We start from the raw sequence: 15,754 nt of genomic DNA, 5'->3' as shown, positions 1-15,754 counted from the left end.
GCTCCTAATTGTTTAGGTCATATAGTCCAGGTGCATGTTCATTTGGCATATCAGCCATTTCTGGTACTGGATATCCTTTGGGTAAGGGTACTTATAGATTATCCAACCTAACTTTATATATGCTGTAGGAATTAAACGGAGGTAGTACAATATACAGGCTGGGATTTGCTGAATAGTAGACACATTCATCTTGCTTTAGTTTTTTAGTGTACAATTAAGTCCAGAAAAGAATTTAATTCAGAAAGAGGAAAATAGTGCAACGTAATCGATTATTCTTTTTAGCTGTATTAAGTAGCATTTTAGTTGTTTTATATAAGTTTCTCGAATGGCAAATCGTTGAAGTATTGACACCATTTCTTATGCCTTTCCTACGGTTAGTGGTATTTGGCTTTTTCTTTGTTATAACAGTACGTACCGTAACTGCTCTGTTCAAAAGGAAAGCTTGGAAGCCATTCGTCATCCAAGCTATTGTCATCATGTTATGGATCTTCTTTCCTTTTACACAAGTCGTATTAGATATAGATTTTAAAATGAATAAATCCGAAAGAGAAAAGGTTGTAAGTAAGGTGGAGAATGGAACATTTAAACCGAATGTTTCACACGATTCATCCCTTATTCATTTACCTAAAGAATTTGACCAACTATCTAAAGGAGGAGGGGAGATTGTTGTAGAGAAAAAAGGTGATCGCTCTTCCATTCTATTTTTTACTTTTCGAGGCATGTTAGAGGGTTTTTCAGGATTTGTATATTCACCAACTGACCAACAACCTTCTAGAAATGATTTTGACGGGGACTTTAAAGAAATAAAAAAGTTAGAGGGAAATTGGTATTGGGTAGCATCTTATTAAACTTAAGGGTTGAAGATCAATGAATGGTCTTGAACATGGACAATAACAAAATAGACTTGTGACTGCCACAAGTCTATTTTTAAAAAGTATGGATCTATTCTTTTTCATCTAAGAATACACCTTTTTTATCTATATAATTTAGAGTAATACTTGCATGTTTTAATTGGGATTCTTTTTTAATAATAGAGACTAACTCATTAAATAGTTTCTCATCTCCAGCTTCGGGTTTTCTATCCAGGCTAATTTTAATAGACGGGCTTGCTAGTGAATCTTTATAACTGGAAGGCTTATTTGGATCGATATTAAATGTACTTCCTACACTATGATCATAGAATACAAAGAATTGGCTAGCATCTAATTTTCCAAGTTTTCTTTCAAGGGGAGGCTGAATGACCGTTTCTAATTCTTTTGTCCACTTTTCAGAGATATAACTATCCTCCATTTCATTGCTTCCCTCATTTAGATAAACTAAAAATTGAATATGATCTTTTTTACTCTCGACTTTAGCTGCATACTCGAAATTGAAGTTGCCCATATTGTCATAAAGAGTATCAAATATTTCGGTTTCATAATTAAATGTTTGGTCTAAATATTGTTGAGCTTGTTCTTTAACTTTCGCTTCTTCATCAGGATCTGACTTCATATCTTGTATAAACGAAAAAATAATTATTCCAATCCCAACGATTCCAATCCCAATTACCAAAAGGAATCCTTTTAAGAATGTATTCATTGTGAATTTCCTGCCTTTTTACATTAATATCGATTAAAACTATTTTTCTATTAACCGTGTCTTTTGGTGTACAGGTTGCGGCAACAAGTCACATACTGAATAAAACCAATAACATCAGTATGCCATTCAAAAAATAACCTTTAAAATATTATATTTTCCCTAAGAAACCTGCTTACATTAGCTGAGGACCTCTTCTTCCATATAACTTAAGAAACTCCTTATCTTTACCATAACATAATTTGGTTTATTAGGTAAATTATATGAAAAACTTAGGGTTGATATTAGTTCTTTTCAAGAATGCCTTATCACTTAAAAAAATTAAAGTAACTATTGCGTTGATCTAAATAGGATTAACGCTTATTTTTGTAGAACTAATTGTACTGAATGAAGCAGGATAGTTTAATGCAATTAACGAATAAATGTAAAGAAATACTATTTTAATATGAAGGGGAAATACATATGGATAATAAATTTGTGCTTTTATCAGTTCAAAACCATGTAGGCGTAATTACTTTGAATCGTCCAGGAGTTGGTAATGCTTTGAATCTAGCGATGGCTAAAGAGTTGATGGAAGTAGCTATCCATTGTTCAGAAAGTAATGAAATTAGAGCAGTTGTCATCACTGGAGCTGGAAATAAATTTTCAGTTGGCGGCGACTTGAAAAGTTTTGCTAACGAAGGTAATCAAATTGGTTCCCATTTAAAAAGCGTTACTGCCTATTTACATCAAGCTATCTCCTACTTTGCTAGAATGAATAAGCCATTTATTGGAGCGATCAATGGAGTAGCTGCGGGTGCAGGGATGAGTCTTGCTTGTGCATGTGATATTGCATATGCTTCAGAGAAATCAAAGTTTGTGATGGCGTATAATAAAATCGGATTAACTCCTGATGGTTCGGGCAGTTATTTCTTACCGAAAATTGTTGGAGTCAGACGTGCATTAGAGTTGATGTATACAAATCGTATGTTGGATGCTAAAGAAGCATATGAGTGGGGAATCATTAACCAAGTTGTTCCTGAAGAAGAATTAATGAGTGTTGTTCATGAACTAGCAGAGAAGCTTGCGAGCGGGCCAATGGAAGCATATGGTGCAACTAAGAAATTGTTTTATCAGTCTTTGCAGGAAACTCTAGAATCTCAAATGAGCTTAGAGACACAATCGTTGGCTGAAAGAGCAACTAGCGAAGAGGGAAGAGAAGGGATTTCTGCATTTTTGGAAAAACGAGAGGCTGACTATTTGAAGTTTAATAAAGAATAATATGGATGGAATAAGAATTGCTTATTCGTGCAAAATCAGGAGGCTGACCCACAACTTGTGGATCAGCCTCCTCTATTCAACAACTAGTATTTCAAAGTGTATTGGGGTGTGCAGGCTCATTTAACCACGATTTCAAATATTCAATGAATTTTTTTGTAGCTGGAGCAAGGTTTTTAAAAGATGTAGCGGCGATGCCAATAGTACGGTAATTCTCTTGTTCAAAGTTAAGAATACGAACGTTCTTTGGAACGCGATACAAAGCCATTTCAGGAAGAATAGCGATTCCCATACCATGTTGAACCATTGAAAATATGGCTTGATCATCTGCAAGCTCAAATTTTATATTAGGTGTTATGTTATTTTCTTCTAAGAGCCGTCTTAAATCATTATCGCTCCCTTTCTTTGACATGATTAATGGCTCCTCTTCGATCATTTTAAAACTAAGCTCCTTTTGGTGAACAAGAGGGTGTTCATCATAGAGGAGGCAAAGCATTCTATCTTTTTTTAAAGGGATTACTTCAAAGCGATGCAAAGTTGGTAAAGACACAAAACCAAAATCAACGATACCATTTGATATCCAATATTCAATATCATCATAATTTCCTTCCAGCAATTTAATTTCTATAGAAGGATAATATGTATGAAAATTTTTCAAAATTTCCGGCAGCCATTGAGCCGATACACTTGAAAACGTTCCAATACGCACCTTACCGGTTGTTAGACCATTGATATTAGCTATTTCTTGAAGCATTTCCTCGTTCCATTTTAAAATTTCCCGTATGTATTTTAAGACATGCTCCCCGTTGTTTGTCAAATTAATACCTGATCGTCCTCTATTGAGAAGCGAAAATCCCCATTCCGATTCAAGACTGGCGATAGCATGACTGACCGCGGACTGGGTTAAACCAAGAGTTTCTCCTGCCTTTGTAAGGCTCCCTAATTCTACCACTGTACTAAAAATTTCAAACTTAGCAAGCGACAAATTCCTCACTCCACTTACATGAATTTTTTTCATCTAATTACTTAAAAACATTCATTTTTCTTATTAAAATTTTACTTTTATACTAATTAATAATCAATACATAAGAATTAGGTCAGGTGGTAAAAATGAACGGGATTAAAATGCTCGATGTAACAAAGGGAGCGGGTGCAAATGCTCAATTGAAAGCAGATTTCACCATGTTGATAGTCACAATGTTTTGGGGTTCATCCTATTTATTTATGAAGATGGGACTGGAATCTATTCAAGGATTTAACTTGGTCGCATTACGGTTTGGAATAGCCTTTATTTTAGCTGGAATCATATTTTATAAACGCTTTGTGCGTGTGGATTTTCGTACTATAAAATATGGCTTTTTATTAGGGACCATCTTGTTCTCAGCAATTTCGGTTGTGACCATAGGGGTAAAATCCACGTCTGCTTCAAATGCAGGATTTTTATTCAGTCTTACAGTGGTCTTTGTTCCCTTGTTATTAGCCGGTTTGTTTAGAGAAAAGCTTGAGAAAAGAATTGTTTTTGGCGTAGGCTTCTCTATAATAGGTATTGCTCTTTTAACTTTAAATAATGGATTAACAATTAGTTCTGGAGATTTCCTCATCATTTTAGGTGCATTATTGTATGCTGTTTACATCATTGTTACAGATAAGGTAACGAAAAATTCAGATTCTATTATGCTTGGAGTCTTACAACTTGGCTTTACGGGGGCGTGGGGGCTGCTATTTTCATCTGTTTTTGAAACTCCGCATCTTCCTACCACAACGGAATCATGGGTTTCTATTTTGATATTAGGCATAATTTGCAGTGCATTTGGATTTATTGGTCAAACCGTAGCCCAAAAATATACGACACCAACGCACACAGGCCTCATATTTTCATTAGAACCCGTTTTTGCAGCATTATTTGCTTTTATTTTCGCAGGTGAAGTATTGGCAGAAAGAGGTTATCTAGGAGCAGGTCTTGTCTTAATAGGTATCCTAATTCCCAAGATAGATTTTAATAAAGCCCTAATGAGAAAAAGATACAGCAAAACAGCTGAAGGTTCTGAAGCTTAGCTATAGAATGGGGTATGCATGGAGACATTGAGCCACTAAGTTCCCTTGGTGGTTTTTTGTTGTATGGTGATAAATAAGATATTCGTGATGACAAATATGTTGCGTAAAGGAAACTTTTTAGGATTTATGAATAGAATATAAAAAAGGAGTTGGTTCAGATGATTTGTTCAAACCGCATCCAACATAAAATTATAGGCTATTCACTTTTGTTTAAAAAGCTCGGAATTTTTAATGAGGCGGAATATAAATATATTGTTGAGACATATCAAGTAAAGGAGCATTAAAAAACGGCTTGCGGATGAGCCGTTTTTTTTCGTGCAAATAAAACTAGAGCAAGTGAATGAGAAAGAAGGAGACAAAGTGAATATATCGCAAGGAAAGGTCTAGAAATATTTTAAGTTCCAGACCTTTTTTGAGATAATAAAAGAAAAGAAAGCGGGTGATGAAAAAATGGAGGAGTATCAAATTCCAAATTTAAAAATCGATGAATTAGATAAAAAAATTCTTTCTATCTTACATGAAGATGGACGGATTTCTTATACGGATTTAGGAAAAGAAGTAGGGGTATCCCGTGTCGCTGTACAAACACGAATTAATAATTTACTGGAAAAGGGTGTGATTGAAAAGTTCACGACTGTTATTAATCCAACGAAGGTTGGAATTCATGTTTCGGCTTTTTTTAATGTAGAAGTCGAACCAAAGTTTCTAGAGTCTGTTGCTGAGCTGCTTGAACAAGATCCCGCTGTAACGAGCTTATATCATATGACAGGCCCTAGTAAATTACATATGCATGGCATTTTTAGTGATAATCAAGAAATGGAACGCTTTTTAACGGAAAAGTTATACGCTGTAGAGGGCGTTGTCAGTGTAGATTGTCAAATTTTAATTAAGCGTTATAAAAGTAGAATGGGCATGAAGTTATAAGGGCTGACTAAGTCCCGAAAATAAAAAGCATCAATGAAAATCTAATGGATAGTCCCATTCTTTGCAGTATTTCGGAATATTGTCTTTCATGACTCGGCTGAAGGACATTTCTCTTGTTGGATTTCGGAATGTTGTCTTTCATGACTCAGCTGAAGGACATTTCCCTGTCTGGATTCCTAGAATGTGTCCTTCATGGCTCCGTTGAAGGACATTTCCTTGTCTGGATTTCTAAAGATTGTCCTTCATAACTTTTGGGGCAGCCTCCTAAGCCAAAAATCAAATAATCCACCTGTTTAAGGTGGATTATGACGTCCATGGGATAATAATTCCACCATACATAAAGGCAAGAATAATGACAAATGCCGGATGGATCTTGAATTTCCCTAATGCTAGAAAGGCAAAAAGCGCAATAATGAGTGAGTGTACGTAGCCGATTGAATGAACAGCATCGGTTGCTATCGTTACAGTAATAAGAAGCATCATAATGGCAATGACAGGTTGGGCGAGCAGCGATACCCCTTTGAAGACAAGGGAGTGACGATAACGTCGAATGATTTTTAGTAATAAAATGAGTGCAACCGCTGAAGGGACAACTGTACCGATTAACGCCATAATAAACCCTGGCCATCCGTATACTTCATATCCAACAAAGGCGGCGATTTTCGTAGCGATAGGTCCCGGAAGAGCATTACCGAGTGCCAGCATATTTGAAAATTCCGTATTGTTGAGCCAGCCATAACGGGTAACAATTTGGTCGTACATGAGTGGAATCGATGCAGGACCGCCGCCATATCCAAGAATATTGGCGATGAAAAAGGCTAAAAAGATGGGAAACCAAATCATGAGGCAGATTCCTCCTTCTTATCATTAGAATGGCGTTTTGATGCGAATTTACTTTTGAACTTAAAATGAACCGTTCCGTAGGCAAGGAAAATCATAATAACAATGCCTGGGTGTAAAGAAACAACTTGCAGAAGGATAAAAGAAAGAGCAAAGAAGACAATACCAAGGATGATACCCAGCCCTTTTACTGCTTTTTCACCGAATTCATACGCCATCTGTCCAAGCATTACAGCAACAACGGGCATCACAGCTGCAATCATGCTCGCTACAACGGCAGAACTGCTCAATACGCTTATAAAAGCGGCTAAAAATACCATCGCAAAACAAGTTGGTAAAATATGTGCACATACGCTTACAAGTGCTCCAGTCCATCCTTTTGTTACATAGCCTAAGTAAGCAGCCATTTTGGTTGCGATTGGTCCAGGTAATGTATTGGCAATCGCTAGCGTTTCACCGAATTCATCATCATCCAGCCATTGATAACGGGTAACCGCTTCATGGCGAATTAAGGGAATAACGGAAGGTCCACCGCCGAATCCTAAAATTCCGCTGCGCATCATGCCTACTGTTAATTCTTTATACCGATTTCCCATATGGGTTCCTCCTTACTGAATCTTCTAAACTATTTGTATTTATAATAACAAAAAATATTTCCAAAAGTATATAAAGTTTTTTAAAAAGTTACGAAGTGAAATAAAAATAGGGATTATATATAAAAAAAGAAATAAAAAATGATGAATGAATCAACAAATTGTTGTTAAAAAGAGGTATAATAAATTTACTGAATAGTTAATAAATTACAGGAGGGAAGAAGATGAAATCTATTGTTGGTACAAAAAGCATGGTTGTTAGTCCTCATTATTTAGCCTCAATGGCAGGGAATCAAATGTTAGAAAAAGGAGGAAATGCTTTTGACGCTGCGATTGCAGTGAGTGCTTGTCTTGCGGTAGTTTATCCGCATATGACGGGATTAGGCGGTGACTCTTTTTGGTTAACGTATAAGAAAAGTGAAGGGGAAATTCGCGGTTATAATGGCAGTGGAAGATCTGGAATGGGTGTGACAAGAGAAGCTTATAAGAATGAGACGAGCATTCCGTTTCGCGGAGTTCGCAGTGCCATTACAGTACCTGGAATGCTAGATAGCTGGGATGCTATTTTACAAGAGTATGGAACGATGACATTAGCTGAAGTATTACAGCCTGCAATCGAGTATGCAGAAAAGGGCTTCCCCATTACAAAAAATCAAGTTGTCTATACAGAGAAGAATCAAGAGTGGATTGCGAAAACCCCAGTTACTGCGGATATTTATATGCCAAATGGAAAGATTCCGCAAGCTGGTGAGCGATTTATTCAAAAGGATTTAGCTACTACATTAGCGTTGCTTGCAGAAAAAGGACGAGATGCTTTTTATAAAGGTGAACTAGCAGAAGAGATTGTTTCCTTTTTAAAAGAACAAGGCGGATTGCTTACAATAGATGATTTTGCCGCTCACCGTGGCAATTGGGTAGAGCCTATTTCAACAGATTATCGCGGTTATACGATTTATCAAGTGCCGCCTAACTCTCAAGGATTTGTTGGTTTGATGGCATTAAATATTCTTGAGAACTTTCAGTTACAAGAAATCAAACATGGATCAGCCGAATATTATCATTTACTTGTGGAGGCTTTAAAATCAGGTTTTCGTGATCGAAATCAGGTATTAACAGATCCGGAGTTTTTTGATATCCCGCTTGAAAAATTATTAAGTAAGCAATACGCGTCTAAACTAGCGGATGCGATTCAAACGGATGCGAAGCCATTGACGAGTCCTTCGCTTGGAAGTGATACAGCTTATGCCGCAGTCGTTGATGGTGATGGAAATGCGGTGTCGTTTATTCAAAGTTTATATTTTGAATTTGGTTCAGGGGTTGTTGCGGGGAATACGGGTGTTCTTTTACAAAACCGCGGTTCCTTCTTCTCGTTGGATCCGCACCATGTAAATACGTTGGAGTCTGCTAAGCGTTCGTTTCATACATTAATGCCGGCTATTGCTTGTCAAAATGGAGAGCCTCGTATTTTGTACGGAACGCAAGGCGGGGAAGGACAGCCGCAAACACAAACCGCGATTATTACTCGGATGATTGATTACGGAATGGACCCGCAACAGGCTATTAGTGAGCCGCGCTTTGTTTGGGGAAGAACGTGGGGAGAAGATAGTGAGGCTTTAAAAATCGAAAGTCGAGTAGCAGCCGATGCCATTCAAACGTTAAAGAACAAAGGACATCTCGTAGAAGTAGTTGAAGAATTCGATGGCATCATGGGGCACGCTCAAGCCATTCGAATTGATGAGCATAATTTCCTTCAAGGTGGAGTCGATCCAAGGGGCGATGGCGCTGCAATTGGGTCTTAAAAGAAGAATTGTTTATACGTATAAATATAGACAACTAGTCTTGTGAGACTTGTAAAATAACCTCTTATCCAAATTAAAATAATAGCCTTTTCTTATAATTTAATGACCATAAATACTTCAAGATCTAAGCCATCGAATCATTCGGTGACTTAGATCTATTTTATTGCTTTATTGTATTAAAGTTAGTTATAATTACCTATAATGTTTTCTGGGTTTTTCCTTATATGCACATCATACTATTTTATCAAAGGAGGTTTAATATGAAGCGTTATTTCATATGTATCTTATCATTTTTATTAGTATTCACTTTTACCTCAACTACTTTTGCAGCCAGCAAATTTACGTTGACAAAACAGTGGACATACAAAGTTGGTGAATCTTCATTGCCGGAAAAATGGATATATCATGTAACCAAAAATGGTTCAGCGTTTTATATTATGGGTACTGGAACGGGTTATGCCAAAATGATTATCTTAAGCCCTAAAGGGAAAAAGGTTTGGAGTACAGAACTTCGTGAATTTCATGGGGTTTCGAAAAAGGACACTTTATACGTGCTTGACGAGAATATGAAGAACATAATAGAAATCAATGAACAAGGAAAAAAAATTTCCTCTATTAAATACTCAGATAAGGCACTCAAAAATCTAACAATTGTTAAGCCGAATATGGAAAACTGGGATAGGGAACCTTCTAAAAAAATTGTACAAACATTAGAAAAAACGAAGCTTCCTGCTTTTATTAAAGATAAAAAAGGGTTTGAGAAAAAGTACGGAAAAGGAGCTAGTTATTATTCATATTATACAGCTGAATCACAAGGGTCTACTGTATACATCCTTGCCAATTATAGTATTACTGGCACAAAAGCAGGTAAGGAAAGCTCTTCACATTCTGTGCTCTTTACCTTTTCAAAGAGCGGAAAATATTTATCACAAAAAGACCTTGGCGACTATCATGGTGCGGACATAGACGTTTCTACAAAAGAAAATATATATGTTTCGTTGAATAAAAGGGATGTATCAAAACCTTATGCTATCATTAAAGTATTGAACAAAAAGAATTCAACATTGAAAGAAATTAAACTTAGTGAGCAATCTATTTGGGATGGAAAGTTGTATAAAGACAAATTATATATTGTTTCAGATAAATATTTTTATATGTATAAATAAAAGATAGACATAAAGATTTGCTCAAAATGAAGCATTATTGGTGTATTTTTTATTTAGAACAATTTATTATGTAGGGAAAATTCCCCTCAAAAAATGCCTATCTCTATAATGAGACAGGCATTTTTTTAGCTTCCACGATACACTTGATATCCCCAAGGAGAAACAAGCAGGGGTACGTGATAGTGGGACGCAGGATTGGAGATTCCGAACCGGACTGGGATTTGTTCTAGAAAAGGAGGATCTGGTAAAACTACCTCCTTATTTCTGAAATATTCACCAATATAAAAGAGTAGTTCATAGCTTCCTGTTGTGACCTCCTCATCTGAAAGCAGGGGAGCGTCACAACGTCCATCTTCATTCGTAACAGCTGTACGAATAAGTTTTCGTTCGTTTGATGTTGGTTCGAAATAATACAGTTCAATTTTTACGTTGGCAGCGGGTTGGCCGTGAGATAAATCGAGAATATGTGTTGTTAAGCCTGTCATAAGCGCTCCTTATTGATAAGATTATTGTTTGCTGCTGCAGCTTCGTTTTTCATAGTCGTTTTTTCAAGTAGCCGCAGTTTAGATATTTGGTAAATTTGTAATAATGCTGTTTCGAATTCCGCTTCTGCTGGATTGTCAATTCTTATGTTCATCGCTTCATAAATTTGATGTTTATCTTTGCCGCGAACAGCAATGATGAATGGAAAGCCAAATTTAGATTGGTAATGTTGGTTTAATGTAAGAAAGTTTTCGTATTCTGCAGGAGTGAGATTTTGTAATCCAGCTCCTTGCTGTTCATTGATAGAATCTTGGCTCATTTGCACTTTGTCGCCGAGATTAGGGTGAGCTTGGATGAGTGTAAGCTTTTCTTCAGTGGAGGCGTTTTTAACAATGCTCACCATATGTTGATGCATCTCTTGAAAAGAAGAGAATGGTTTGGCATCATATGCTTTTTCAGCAATCCAAGCTGAATGTTCAAATAAATCGCCGAACAGTTGGACGAACTCCTCCCGGCTTGTTTGATTGACGGTTTCGAGAGTTAACATATATGGTAGCTCCTTTTAAGAAATTTTAGATGATAATTCGACTTGTTGAGAGACAGGATCTGCCTGCTTTGTTTTTGTTTTAGAGAGAAGTAAATTGATTAAAATCGCTGCTAAGCTCCCCGTAATGATACCATCTCCGACAATGATTTTTAATCCTTCCGGAAGGCTGGAGAATAATTCAGGAACTACTGTTGCACCAAGACCTAGTGAGATTGAGCAAGCGATAATCAGTAAGTTGTTGTTATCGGAAAAATCTACATTATTCAGCATTCTAATACCGGATGAAACAACCATTCCGAACATGACAACCGTTGCGCCGCCGAGTACAGGGGTTGGGATGATTGTTGCTAATGCTGCGATTTTTGGAACTAAACCAAGCCCGATTAGAAGAAATCCAGCGGCGATTGTAACATTTCGTGTTTTAATGCCTGATAATTGAACAAGTCCGACGTTTTGAGCGAAAGTACTGTAGGGGAAAGCGTTGAAAAGACCTCCTAATGTGAAGGCAAGCCCTTCCGCTCGATAGCCGCGAACGAGATCTTGTTCAGAAAGCTCTCGACCCGTAATTTTTCCAAGTGCAAGGAAAGCGCCGGTAGATTCCACGATAATGACGATTCCAACGATAATCATTGTTAGGACAGGAATAACCTCGAATGTCGGGACACCAAAGTAAAAGGGCATTGGTAAGTGGAACCAAGATGCTTCGCGAACAGGAGTTAAATCAACCTTACCTGTGAATGCATAGGCAATTGTTCCAATGATAATACCGATTAAAACGGAAATGGAACGAATGAAGCCTGTGAAGAAACGATTGATTAATAAGATGATTGTTAAAACACCGAGGGAAAGAATTAAATTTTCGGCTGATCCAAAAGTAGAGCTGTTTGGTCCGCCAGCCATATTTTTAATACCTGTAGGGATGAGTGAAAGTCCGATAATCATGACTACTGTACCTGTTACAACAGGCGGAAATAATTTAATCAGTTTACCTAAGATGTTTGAGCAGAGAATGATGAATAGTCCGGCTGCGATAATAGCTCCGTATATAGCGGTGATTCCGTAGTTTATACCAACTGAAATCATCGGTGTAACAGCAACGAAGGAAGTGCCTAATACAACAGGTAATCCAATGCCGAAAAATTTGTTTTTCCATGTTTGAAGTAAAGTGGCAATTCCGCACGTTAATAAATCAATAGCGATTAGATAAGATAGCTGCTGTGCATTAAATCCTAGTGTTCCGCCAACAATTAATGGGACAAGAACAGCACCAGCATACATAGCAAGTATATGTTGAAGCCCGAGTGAAAGCGTTTTTGTTTTTCCGATTTGATCACCCATAATAAAACTCCTTCCTGAAATAAATGTTACTTTTATTAACATAAAATGTTATTGATATTTACATACTAATAAATATTCTGAAAATTGTCATTAGATAATATAGACAATATTCATCTAGTTATCTAGGCATTTTGTCTAAGTGTGGGATAAAAAAGAAAGACTTCTAAGTTAGAAAAATCTAACTCAAAAGTCTCTCCTATAGATTTAATAATGTTTTAATTCGCAGAGCAATTCGGATTTGAAGGGTTGTATCGGCATCTTTTAAACTTTTTCCTAATAAATCTTCGCATTTCTCTAACCGGTATATGACTGTATTTCGATGTACATATAGACGTTTAGCTGTCTCCGAGATTTGACAGTGCGTTTCTAAATAAACAGACATGGTTTGCAACAGAATATTCTCTTCCTCTTTATTCGTTGTAGTAAATCCTTGCAATGTGTAAGTATAGAAGTTTTTAAGATCTTCTTGAGGAATAGCGCGCAATAATTCGATAATGTCTTTTGTTCGGTAAAAGCTAATATATTGCGTTTTTCGTGAAAGACTGCCTTCTTTTAGAGCGCTCTTTGCTTCTATGAAGGCGTTTTTTATATGAAAGAAATTTTGACTAAAGTTACTAACCCCGAATGAAATCGTTGTTTCAAAGTGTGTGGAAATCTTCGTTTGAAGCTCGCTCAATAGTTCGGTAATGAAGTCCATCGTGTCACTTGAAACTTCTTCTCCTTCATATAACAGAATGCATAGCTTTCCTTTTGAAAAAAAGTGAATGGAAATCGTTGAATCGAACAACTCTTCTTCAATGAATTCAAAAATCGTATCTATTTTTTGTTGGAGCTCGCTATAACTAGTGTTTATGTTTGTTTCATCTAATTTGCCGACTAAGCATATGTACGGTTTGTTCACTTGTATGGAAAATTCTTTTGCGCGATTTGTAATTTCCTCCTGGGATGAGAAAGCATCTTCTAGAAAATGAGTGAAAAAATCATTGCGAACACTACGTTCATGTTGTTTGAGTGTATGTTCTTGCATAAGGGCAAAAGAAATGACATTGGTAGCTTGTTCGATTGTTAGTGTAGTAAGGTGGTCGGACCCTTTGATTTCTCCTAAAATAGCTAAATAACCAAAATTTTTACCACTTGTATAGATAGGAAAGACGGAATAGGTTTGCTGGTTAAAGAGAACGGAAAAAGAAAGGAACGTTGTCTTTGAGATGGAAAAACTAAACCCTTCTGTTAGTAAATGCTTGATGATGGTGAGAGGCTTGGAGTTTGAGTTTGGCTGTGAAGTTGGTTTTAGGTATTGGTTAATTAATACGATAGGAAAGCCAATCATTTCTGATAAACGGTCTAATAATTTTGGAATCCCTTTTCCGTCCATGATTAAATTAGTGAATTGTTTATGTGTTTCCATGACATATGTTAATTCATTGGCTCTTTGATTAAGGATTGCATGGAGGGAGTGATTGACAATTTCGCCGAGTGATTGTTCCAATGGGAGCTCTATGATAGGAAAGGCTAATTGATTAGCTGTCTCGATAACTTTTTCAGGTACCTCCTGAACGAAGCGTTTTGTTTTAATGCCAAGTCCAGCACAGTTTTGTTCAGCCATAGCCTCAACAAGCTCGAGAAGGGCATCTGGGTGGTCTTTTAAATGATAGGCTGTTGTGACGAGCAGCTCGTTTGGTTTGAGATAAGGGATGATATCGGGTGCATCCATCATATTGACGGTAAAAACTTCGCGTTCCATTCCTGCTGATCCGGCGATTAGATTTGTGTTGGCTAAGTTGGGAATTTGCAATAATTCGGCAATCTTCATAACGAACCTCCTTAGTGTGCTAACAATAAAATTTCTTTTATATTATCATACAATTCCTTTGGCATATCTTCTAAAATGAACTTTTTCGATTGTGAAAGGTTACAAAATATCAATATATGTAAGGAAATATAACATATAAGAATGATTTTTGTTACAATTTTTGCTACTATTTAAAAAAGTAGCATGAAAGGAAGCGAATACGGATGAATGAATCTATGGCGATAAAAAAGAAAAAAAGAGTCACTCCAATGCCGAAACAGTGTACATTTAGTGCGGAAGATTGGACCGTTTTATCTCAATATTGGTATCCGGTGGCGACGATTGAAGAAGTGACGGAAAAGCCAATCGGTATTAAGTTATTAGATGTTCATCTTGTGTTATATCGGGCGAATGGAAAGATTATTGTCGCGCGCGATTTATGTCTTCATCGTGGTGTTCCACTTAGTATGGGGTGGGTGGAAGGAGATGACATCGTTTGTCCTTATCACGGATTTCGTTATGGACCTGAAGGAAATTGTACATCTATTCCAGCTCATCCTGATGCGAAAATCTCTCCGCGTCTTTGTATCACCATTTATCCGACTGTAGAGCGCTATGGGTTAGTATGGACTTCGCTAGCTGGAGAGGAAGAGAATATTCCGCCGCTTGAGGCGTGGGATGATGAAGAATATTTGAATATTTTACCGCCGTTTATTGATATTGCAGGATCTGCTGGTCGTCAAATGGAAGGATTTTTGGATGTGGCCCACTTTGCTTGGGTTCATTCGAAAAGCTTTGCTGACCGAAATAATGCATTTGTTCCAAGCTACAAAGTAGATAAAACAGATTATGGTTTGCATGTCGAGTATGTAAGTACGGTTAGCAATTATGGCAAGAGTCAACAACATTTAGAGCCGCCCGGTTTTAAATGGTTACGAGTGTTTGATGTATATCCTCCTTTTGCTGCTCGTTTGACTGTTCATTTTCCGAATAACGGGAAGTTGTTTATTTTAAATTGTGCAAGTCCTGTTTCTGCCCGTCAAACGCGCATGTTTTCCCCAATGGCAAGAAATTTCGATAAAGATGCACCGATTGAAGATACGTACGAGTTTAATTTGCAAATTTTTAATGAAGACCGTGAAATGGTGGAAAATCAAAAGCCCGAAGAGTTACCTTTAGACCTGCAAGCGGAGGCTCATATTGCAGCAGATAAAACATCGATTAATTATCGTCAAATTCTGAGACAAATGGGATTAGGGGAGAATTATACGAGTTAATTTGTATGAAGAGGGTGTCCTATAATCTGTAGGCACGCTCTTCTTTGTAACCTCGGCTATGCTAAACGATATCGCTAATTAATCGCTTTATACAATTCAGCTTTAGCG

At 37.0% G+C, this 15,754-nt stretch carries 15 protein-coding genes; 7 read left to right on the top strand and 8 right to left on the bottom strand.

What is annotated here, in order from left to right; all coding sequences use genetic code 11:
• Nucleotides 1-254 precede the first annotated feature (254 nt).
• On the top strand, nt 255-848 hold the full coding sequence (locus ACE199_RS18990) for a hypothetical protein (protein WP_375351159.1): 594 nt from the start codon (nt 255-257) through the stop codon (nt 846-848).
• Nucleotides 849-942: 94 nt separating this feature from the next.
• Here ACE199_RS18990 and ACE199_RS18985 read toward each other — a convergent pair whose 3' ends face one another.
• Nucleotides 943-1,578: a hypothetical protein gene (locus ACE199_RS18985; protein ID WP_375351158.1), complete on the bottom strand. Its 636-nt coding sequence runs from the start codon at nt 1,576-1,578 to the stop codon at nt 943-945.
• A gap of 459 nt (nt 1,579-2,037) precedes the next feature.
• On the opposite strand from ACE199_RS18985, the gene ACE199_RS18980 reads away from it, so the two are divergent.
• Nucleotides 2,038-2,835 (top strand): enoyl-CoA hydratase/isomerase family protein, encoded by a 798-nt coding sequence (locus ACE199_RS18980; protein ID WP_375351157.1) that lies wholly within the window; start codon nt 2,038-2,040, stop codon nt 2,833-2,835.
• A gap of 91 nt (nt 2,836-2,926) precedes the next feature.
• On the opposite strand, the gene ACE199_RS18975 is transcribed toward ACE199_RS18980, so the two are convergent.
• Nucleotides 2,927-3,817 carry a LysR family transcriptional regulator gene (locus ACE199_RS18975; RefSeq protein WP_375351156.1) on the bottom strand — a complete coding sequence of 297 codons (891 nt, stop codon included), beginning with the start codon at nt 3,815-3,817 and terminating at the stop codon, nt 2,927-2,929.
• A gap of 125 nt (nt 3,818-3,942) precedes the next feature.
• On the opposite strand from ACE199_RS18975, the gene ACE199_RS18970 reads away from it, so the two are divergent.
• Nucleotides 3,943-4,887, top strand: a complete 945-nt coding sequence (locus tag ACE199_RS18970; RefSeq protein WP_375351155.1) for a DMT family transporter — start codon at nt 3,943-3,945, stop codon at nt 4,885-4,887.
• Between the two features lie 450 nt (nt 4,888-5,337).
• A complete protein-coding gene (chrS, locus tag ACE199_RS18965; RefSeq protein ID WP_180319817.1) occupies nt 5,338-5,811 on the top strand; it encodes a chromate efflux transcriptional regulator ChrS in 474 nt (157 codons plus the stop codon).
• Between the two features lie 303 nt (nt 5,812-6,114).
• On the opposite strand, the gene chrA is transcribed toward chrS, so the two are convergent.
• Nucleotides 6,115-6,654 (bottom strand): chromate efflux transporter ChrA, encoded by a 540-nt coding sequence (gene chrA / locus ACE199_RS18960; RefSeq protein ID WP_375351154.1) that lies wholly within the window; start codon nt 6,652-6,654, stop codon nt 6,115-6,117.
• Entirely contained in the window at nt 6,651-7,247 is a 597-nt protein-coding gene (gene chrB / locus ACE199_RS18955) for a chromate efflux transporter ChrB (RefSeq protein WP_375351153.1), read from the bottom strand. Before chrB ends, chrA begins: the two co-directional genes overlap by 4 nt.
• Before the next feature lie 221 nt (nt 7,248-7,468).
• On the opposite strand from chrB, the gene ggt reads away from it, so the two are divergent.
• Both ggt and ACE199_RS18945 read left to right on the top strand, forming a co-directional pair.
• Nucleotides 7,469-9,043 (top strand): gamma-glutamyltransferase, encoded by a 1,575-nt coding sequence (ggt, locus tag ACE199_RS18950; RefSeq protein ID WP_375351152.1) that lies wholly within the window; start codon nt 7,469-7,471, stop codon nt 9,041-9,043.
• Nucleotides 9,044-9,303: 260 nt separating this feature from the next.
• The gene (locus ACE199_RS18945) at nt 9,304-10,209 is read left to right on the top strand and encodes a hypothetical protein (RefSeq protein WP_375351151.1); all 906 of its coding nucleotides are present in this window, start codon (nt 9,304-9,306) and stop codon (nt 10,207-10,209) included.
• 125 nt (nt 10,210-10,334) lie between these two features.
• On the opposite strand, the gene uraH is transcribed toward ACE199_RS18945, so the two are convergent.
• The 4 genes from uraH to ACE199_RS18925 form a co-directional block, all read right to left on the bottom strand.
• Nucleotides 10,335-10,694: a hydroxyisourate hydrolase gene (gene uraH / locus ACE199_RS18940; RefSeq protein ID WP_375351150.1), complete on the bottom strand. Its 360-nt coding sequence runs from the start codon at nt 10,692-10,694 to the stop codon at nt 10,335-10,337.
• Nucleotides 10,691-11,239, bottom strand: a complete 549-nt coding sequence (uraD, locus tag ACE199_RS18935) for a 2-oxo-4-hydroxy-4-carboxy-5-ureidoimidazoline decarboxylase (protein WP_375351149.1) — start codon at nt 11,237-11,239, stop codon at nt 10,691-10,693. The genes uraH and uraD overlap by 4 nt, the downstream gene beginning before the upstream one ends.
• Before the next feature lie 15 nt (nt 11,240-11,254).
• On the bottom strand, nt 11,255-12,577 hold the full coding sequence (locus tag ACE199_RS18930) for a nucleobase:cation symporter-2 family protein (protein WP_375351148.1): 1,323 nt from the start codon (nt 12,575-12,577) through the stop codon (nt 11,255-11,257).
• Nucleotides 12,578-12,773: 196 nt separating this feature from the next.
• Nucleotides 12,774-14,390, bottom strand: a complete 1,617-nt coding sequence (locus ACE199_RS18925) for a PucR family transcriptional regulator (protein WP_375351147.1) — start codon at nt 14,388-14,390, stop codon at nt 12,774-12,776.
• Between the two features lie 203 nt (nt 14,391-14,593).
• Between ACE199_RS18925 and ACE199_RS18920 the strand changes: the two genes are divergently transcribed.
• Nucleotides 14,594-15,646, top strand: coding sequence for an aromatic ring-hydroxylating dioxygenase subunit alpha (locus tag ACE199_RS18920; protein ID WP_375351146.1), 1,053 nt, complete (start codon nt 14,594-14,596; stop codon nt 15,644-15,646).
• The last annotated feature ends 108 nt before the right edge of the window (nt 15,647-15,754 follow it).

The organism is Peribacillus sp. Hz7, assembly GCF_042136355.1.
GTDB lineage: Bacteria > Bacillota > Bacilli > Bacillales > DSM-1321 > Peribacillus > Peribacillus asahii_A.
Note: the sequence above shows the minus strand (reverse complement) of the source record. Positions and strands in the feature narration are given on the sequence as shown.

Excerpts from the sequence above, each read along its gene's own strand:
- ggt (WP_375351152.1), top strand. The coding sequence starts at position 7,469 with ATGAAATCTATTGTTGGTACAAAAAGCATGGTTGTTAGTCCTCATTAT.
- ACE199_RS18945 (WP_375351151.1), top strand. The coding sequence starts at position 9,304 with ATGAAGCGTTATTTCATATGTATCTTATCATTTTTATTAGTATTCACT.
- chrB (WP_375351153.1), bottom strand. The coding sequence starts at position 7,247 with ATGGGAAATCGGTATAAAGAATTAACAGTAGGCATGATGCGCAGCGGA.
- uraD (WP_375351149.1), bottom strand. The coding sequence starts at position 11,239 with ATGTTAACTCTCGAAACCGTCAATCAAACAAGCCGGGAGGAGTTCGTC.
- uraH (WP_375351150.1), bottom strand. The coding sequence starts at position 10,694 with ATGACAGGCTTAACAACACATATTCTCGATTTATCTCACGGCCAACCC.
- ACE199_RS18980 (WP_375351157.1), top strand. The coding sequence starts at position 2,038 with ATGGATAATAAATTTGTGCTTTTATCAGTTCAAAACCATGTAGGCGTA.
- ACE199_RS18925 (WP_375351147.1), bottom strand. The coding sequence starts at position 14,390 with ATGAAGATTGCCGAATTATTGCAAATTCCCAACTTAGCCAACACAAAT.
- ACE199_RS18920 (WP_375351146.1), top strand. The coding sequence starts at position 14,594 with ATGAATGAATCTATGGCGATAAAAAAGAAAAAAAGAGTCACTCCAATG.
- chrA (WP_375351154.1), bottom strand. The coding sequence starts at position 6,654 with ATGATTTGGTTTCCCATCTTTTTAGCCTTTTTCATCGCCAATATTCTT.
- ACE199_RS18985 (WP_375351158.1), bottom strand. The coding sequence starts at position 1,578 with ATGAATACATTCTTAAAAGGATTCCTTTTGGTAATTGGGATTGGAATC.
- chrS (WP_180319817.1), top strand. The coding sequence starts at position 5,338 with ATGGAGGAGTATCAAATTCCAAATTTAAAAATCGATGAATTAGATAAA.
- ACE199_RS18930 (WP_375351148.1), bottom strand. The coding sequence starts at position 12,577 with ATGGGTGATCAAATCGGAAAAACAAAAACGCTTTCACTCGGGCTTCAA.
- ACE199_RS18970 (WP_375351155.1), top strand. The coding sequence starts at position 3,943 with ATGAACGGGATTAAAATGCTCGATGTAACAAAGGGAGCGGGTGCAAAT.